Source organism: Halomonas sp. SIMBA_159 (genome assembly GCF_046536035.1).
Lineage (GTDB): Bacteria > Pseudomonadota > Gammaproteobacteria > Pseudomonadales > Halomonadaceae > Vreelandella > Vreelandella venusta_A.
Genome location: NZ_JAWJBT010001644.1, coordinates 1 through 235 on the forward strand (window position 1 = coordinate 1; position 235 = coordinate 235).

Below are 235 nucleotides of genomic sequence, written 5' to 3' on the forward strand. Positions count from 1 at the left end.
TGCCTGAAGCGCTGCTGAACTACCTGGTTCGACTGGGATGGTCACATGGCGATCAGGAAATTTTCTCTCAGGAGGAAATGATTGAGTTTTTCAGTCTGGACGACATCAGCAAGTCTGCATCTGCATTCAACACAGACAAACTGCGCTGGCTGAACAACCATTACATCAAAACCTGCGAACCTGAATATGTGGCTAAGCATCTGCAATGGCACCTGGACCATCAGGCTATTGCAAC

The 235-nt window shown here is 48.1% G+C and carries 1 protein-coding gene; it reads left to right on the forward strand.

What is annotated here, in order from left to right; translation table 11 throughout:
* On the forward strand, positions 1-235 hold a 235-nt coding region (locus tag R0J87_RS24780), incomplete at both ends, for a glutamate--tRNA ligase family protein (protein WP_498889689.1).